Source organism: Okeania sp. SIO3B5 (assembly GCF_010692555.1).
Taxonomy (GTDB): Bacteria; Cyanobacteriota; Cyanobacteriia; order Cyanobacteriales; family Microcoleaceae; genus Okeania.
In genome coordinates this window covers 1-4898 of sequence record NZ_JAAHHG010000654.1, presented here as the reverse complement: position 1 = coordinate 4898, position 4898 = coordinate 1, and the positions used below count along the sequence as shown (strand labels likewise).

General features: G+C 36.7%; 4 protein-coding genes. 3 read left to right on the top strand and 1 reads right to left on the bottom strand.

Annotation, left to right across the window (positions count from 1 at the left end; translation table 11 throughout):
- Positions 1 to 344 precede the first annotated feature (344 nt).
- The gene (locus F6K54_RS40295) at positions 345 to 593 is read right to left on the bottom strand and encodes a hypothetical protein (protein WP_293089998.1); all 249 of its coding nucleotides are present in this window, start codon (positions 591 to 593) and stop codon (positions 345 to 347) included.
- Here F6K54_RS40295 and F6K54_RS40290 point away from each other — a divergent pair.
- The 3 genes from F6K54_RS40290 to F6K54_RS40280 all read left to right on the top strand — a co-directional run bounded on the left by F6K54_RS40290 (position 559) and on the right by F6K54_RS40280 (position 4689).
- Positions 559 to 1269, top strand: coding sequence for an HAD family hydrolase (locus F6K54_RS40290; RefSeq protein ID WP_293089996.1), 711 nt, complete (start codon positions 559 to 561; stop codon positions 1267 to 1269). The two genes, F6K54_RS40295 and F6K54_RS40290, sit on opposite strands and share 35 nt — an antisense overlap.
- 1901 nt (positions 1270 to 3170) lie before the next feature.
- A complete protein-coding gene (locus F6K54_RS40285; protein WP_293089994.1) occupies positions 3171 to 3785 on the top strand; it encodes a late competence development ComFB family protein in 615 nt (204 codons plus the stop codon).
- 412 nt (positions 3786 to 4197) lie between these two features.
- On the top strand, positions 4198 to 4689 hold the full coding sequence (locus tag F6K54_RS40280) for a DUF4332 domain-containing protein (protein WP_293089992.1): 492 nt from the start codon (positions 4198 to 4200) through the stop codon (positions 4687 to 4689).
- Positions 4690 to 4898: the final 209 nt, after the last annotated feature.

Sequence of the window (4898 nt, the reverse complement as noted above, 5' to 3'; positions counted from 1 at the left end):
AGACAGGAGACAGGAGAAATAGGAATTTAGATGAGGTAGGAGTAAGAATTGTAAGAATGATTTTTCTGCCCAACTATGCGCCTAAAATACTAACTTTTTGAGTGTTTTAGACTGAAACAGGCGCACTGCAATTCGACCCTAAAAAGGCTAAAACCTTTATTTGTAAATGCTTTTAGATTTAATCAGCAAGCCCTAATTAATAAAGTTCTTAGGTGGTAGGTGATAGGTGGTAGGTGTAAATTTAAGGTTTAACACTGGAAACGGAGCAGAAATTTGGGATATTCCTTCAAGACTGCTTCAGTCGAAAATTTTTATTATACTTAATCATCTGGGCATAGTATTATCTACCATTTAATGATATATATAGCAACTGTCATTACTGCTGTTGACTTATGGAATATCTCAAACAACGGAATATCAATAATCAACCTTCTTCCTTCCTTCTTACTTCCCCCTTCTTCTTCCTTCCCTCTTCCTTCTTCCTTAATCAACCTTCTTCCTTCCTTCTTACTTCCCCCTTCTTCTTCCTTCTTCCTTCTTCCCTCTTCCTTCTTAAATATGACTAAAGTTATTTTGCTTGATGCTGTAGGCACTTTATTTGGTGTACGTGGTAGTGTAGGTGAGATTTATCAACAATTTGCCAGTCAGTGGGGAGTTGATGTTTCGCCTCCCGCTGTAAATGCAGCTTTTTTTGAAAGTTTTAAAACTGCTCCACCCATGGCATTTCCTAGTGTGGAGTCTACTAAAATACCTGAATTGGAATTTGAGTGGTGGTGCGAAGTCGCTACTGCAACTTACAAAAAACTAGGAGCATTTGAGCAGTTTTCTGATTTCAGAGTTTTTTTTCGGGAACTTTACAACCATTTTGCTACTGCTGCGCCTTGGTTTGTTTACCCTGATGTGAAACCTGCATTAACAAAGTGGCGCGATCGCGGAATTAAGTTAGCAGTTTTATCTAATTTTGATTCTCGACTTTATCCAGTTTTGCTAGCTTTGAAGTTAGCAGATTTTTTTGATCATGTGACTATTTCTACAGAAGTAGGAGCAGCTAAACCTGATCGAAAAATATTTGTCGCTGCTTTACAAAAATGTGGTTGTGCTATTGAAGAAGTTGTGCATATTGGAGATAGTTTAACTGCTGATTATCAGGGTGCCATTAATATAGGATTAAAGGCATTTTTGTTAAGTAGAAATACGGTTTTACAACCAGAAAAAAATCAATTTGCTACCCTTCTAGATTATTTTGATTATAGCTTCAACTCGGTCTAATGAGGGGTCACACCCTCTATTTAAGATTACTTTAACACAATAATGATTATAGTTTATGGTAAACGTATAACAATAATTAAACTATGATTATCAAGATGCACAATATTGATATGATTAAAAGAAGGATGGTAGAAACCTCCAAAAAGTAGATGTTGACAGTACAAATCTGCTCGGTTGGGCAGATTTTTTTTGAGTATTAATACTAACAAGATAATCTTATCTGAAGCTTACTTTAACTAAAAAATTCACATTAAGCCCAACAGATAATTAGGGTTTGCGCTCAAAAGTCTTTTTTCAGGAGTAGGGGAGCGGGGGAGTAGGGGAGTAGGGGAGCGGGGGAGTAGGGGAGTAGGGGAGTAGGGGAGTAGGGGAGTAGGGGAGTAGGGGAGTAGGGGAGAATTTTTTTGCCCAACTATGCGCTAAAAATGTGCTCCTTTTTGACCATGAAGAGCTGAAAACCATGTACTTTTTCAATACCTAAAAAGGCACTTACCTTTATCTGGTAATTATTTGAGATTTAATCAGCAAACCCTAATTAGTGAAAATTAGAATTTTTGTAGTAATATCATGTCCGGATAATAGCGTGATAAAAAAACCTTTTCCCTTCTAACCTTTTCTTTCCTTCTGCCTCCTGCCTCCAGCATAGCTGCCTTACCTTCTCCAAAGTATAAGTATTCAACCGGACATGATATAACTTATTCGATATAGCGCTACGCGCAAGTCAAAAGTCAAAAGTTATAGCACTACAAAAATTGGTTAGGACATTTTTCAATCCTAAAACCCTTTTACAGTTTGCTATTCCCTATTCCCTATTCCCTATTCCCTATTCCCTGGCGCGTAGCACTATAAAAGTAATATCTCAATGAGTTTAAGCATTAGTAGGGGCGATTCGCGAATCGCCCCTACTAAGTTTTGTTTGTGAATATGTGGTTCATCAACTTGAAAAGCGCTGTATGCGGATGATGAATCTTAGGAAATGTTTTTCCAACTGTTATATCAAATCCGTTTAATTCGGTATAAAAAAAATATTCCATCTTCACCCAGAGCGGAAAGAATTCTAAGTTCTCTTCCCTTCTAAATTCTGAATTCTGGATTCTGAATTCTGAATTCTGGATTCTGATTCACTATCTTATTACACCGATGCTACCGGATTTGATATTATATCATGTTCGGTTGAATACTTATATCATGTCCGGTTGAACAGTGATAAATAAATAACTACGGAGTCCTCAGGAGTCAACCCACCCCTAACCCCTCCCAGGAGGGGAAGTCAGGAGTCAGGAGTAAAGAGGGAAGAAAGAAGAAGAACTGGAGTTGAAGGAGAAAGTTTTTTTATAACTAATTATCCGGACATGATATTACACTTTGGACGAAGGAAGGCAGGAGGCAGGAGGCAGGAGGCAGAAGGGAAGAAAAGGCGCTCATGAGAAAAAGTGTTTTATCACTGATTATCCGGGCATGATATTACCTGTTGCCCCCTGTTGCCTGTTCCCTGCTATAAAGAAACATTTGGCAATGGTGCTAGGATGGAACATTTTTTTATATCGAACCCGAGCAGACTTGATATTATACCAAGGGTGAAAAAAGAATGCTACAAAAAGGTAGACCTCGATCGGATATGTTTAAAAATAGCTGCTCCAGTTCATTTGAGATAGTTATCTCTATCTTTTTTCCCTTTTTTTCAAGATTTCCCCCTTCTTCCTTCTTCCCTCTTCCTTCTTTCGTAGGGACGTTGCATGCAACGTCCCTACCATTTGTAACAAACATTTATCACCCTTGATATTAAACACTCGATGTATTACTGCCATGAAATGGTATAAGAAAATTGCAGACAACATTTCTGCATAAAACTCATGATTATTTATAATGCTAATTAAAACTCGATTTTCAGGAGTAACTATATGAGTAAATCACTTTTAACCTCAACTTTTCGTAATGCAATGGAATGTCTAATTATTTTAGAAATAGAAAAACAGTTAAAAAAATTACCACGAGAAATAGTTGACTCTATCAATAAAGCTGATGTGACTGCCTATAGTCTAAATAGATTACCACCGATGTATTTTACAACACAAAAAGGAAAAATATGGCAACAGCGACGGTCACAAAAAATAGCAGATATGATTTCTAGAGTAGTTAGCTTAGGTATTAAAGCAGCCCAAAGAAACAATAAAATTTTTTCTACTCCACTCCACCCATCTTTTAAGGATAATAAAGCAATAATCGATCGCCAAAAATCTATATTACATGAATTTAATGCTATGATTCCATTAGCAACTGTAGAAATAGAACGACAACTTAAAAGATTACCCAACGATCTATTAAGATCTATTAATAAAGTGGATGTAATTGCTTATACTCTCAATCGCCTCCCTCCTCTATATTCTACTACTAGAGAAGGATGGATATGGCAACAAGAACTAGCTCGAGAAAAGTTAATAACTATGATTTCACGAATGGTTACTTTAGGTATTAAAGCAGTTCAAAAAAACACTAGAATGTTTGTACAATCTTGAATATTATGAAGTAAAGTTGATCGTATTTTTTATTATGATTATTGTCACTCTATAGAGCAATTAGTTAAATATGTTTGTGAGTAAGGTAAGGCAGAAGGCAGAAGGCAGAGGGCAGAAGGCAGAATGGTTAGAGAAGAAGAGCGAAGAGCGGACTTTTGATAACCGGATTTGGTATTATAAATAGTGGGAGCATCTTGCTCGCAATTAAGGAAGAAGGAAGAAGATTTGAAAGAAATAAAAAGTAGATATTTCCCAAGTTTTCACGCTTGGTTTGGCATTTCATAGTGATGAAATATCGCAATATGAAAATAATAATTACGGTAAGCATTTCCTGCGGGATGCTTACTAAGTACAAATAAAATAAATCCTCAAATTATCATTTTCTCAAAGCCGAAAAACAGAAAAAATAAACATGAAAATAACACAGAAAAAACAGTCAATCAAATCTCAAAACTGGTCTATTGAAAAATTACCAGGTTTAAGTAAACAACACCAACAATTACTAATAGAATATGGCATTACTACTACGAGAAAACTACTAGAAATAACCCACACTCCTCAACAGAAATTAACCCTAGCAAATCAACTACAAATTCATCTTCAATACATCAAGAAATGGGTGGCATTAGCAGACTTAGCTAGAGTTCCTAGTATTGGCTGTCAATACTGTGGACTTCTGCTTCATGCTGGCATTGCTTCAGTTACTCAACTAGCTCAAATACCTACCCACAGATTGCATCAACAAATCCTAAAATTACAGGTCTCAACTATGCAAAGACGTGACCTTTGTCCCACTGTCGATCTGGTGCAAAAATGGATTCAACAAGCTCAATTTTTGGGTGCATCTCAATCAGGAAGGCAGAGGGCAGAAGGCAGAAGGCAGAAGGAAGAGAGCAAAGTTTGAAGTGAAGAGGTTTTTTATAACTAATCATCCGAACATGATATAAGAGAAGAAAAAATTTTCCTTAACCATCAATCCTCTTCTTTTCAACGAGAGGTAATTTAACGAAGTCAGAAGTCAGAAGTCAACCCACCCCTAACCCCTCCCAGGAGGGGAAGTCAGAAGTTATTTTTGTAACGGGGATTTGAGCAAGGCTCCAAAAATATTACGCA

What these genes read in the sequence shown, in the direction of transcription:
- F6K54_RS40290 (WP_293089996.1), top strand. Translation starts at nt 559, where the DNA reads ATGACTAAAGTTATTTTGCTTGATGCTGTAGGCACTTTATTTGGTGTA.
- F6K54_RS40285 (WP_293089994.1), top strand. Translation starts at nt 3,171, where the DNA reads ATGAGTAAATCACTTTTAACCTCAACTTTTCGTAATGCAATGGAATGT.
- F6K54_RS40280 (WP_293089992.1), top strand. Translation starts at nt 4,198, where the DNA reads ATGAAAATAACACAGAAAAAACAGTCAATCAAATCTCAAAACTGGTCT.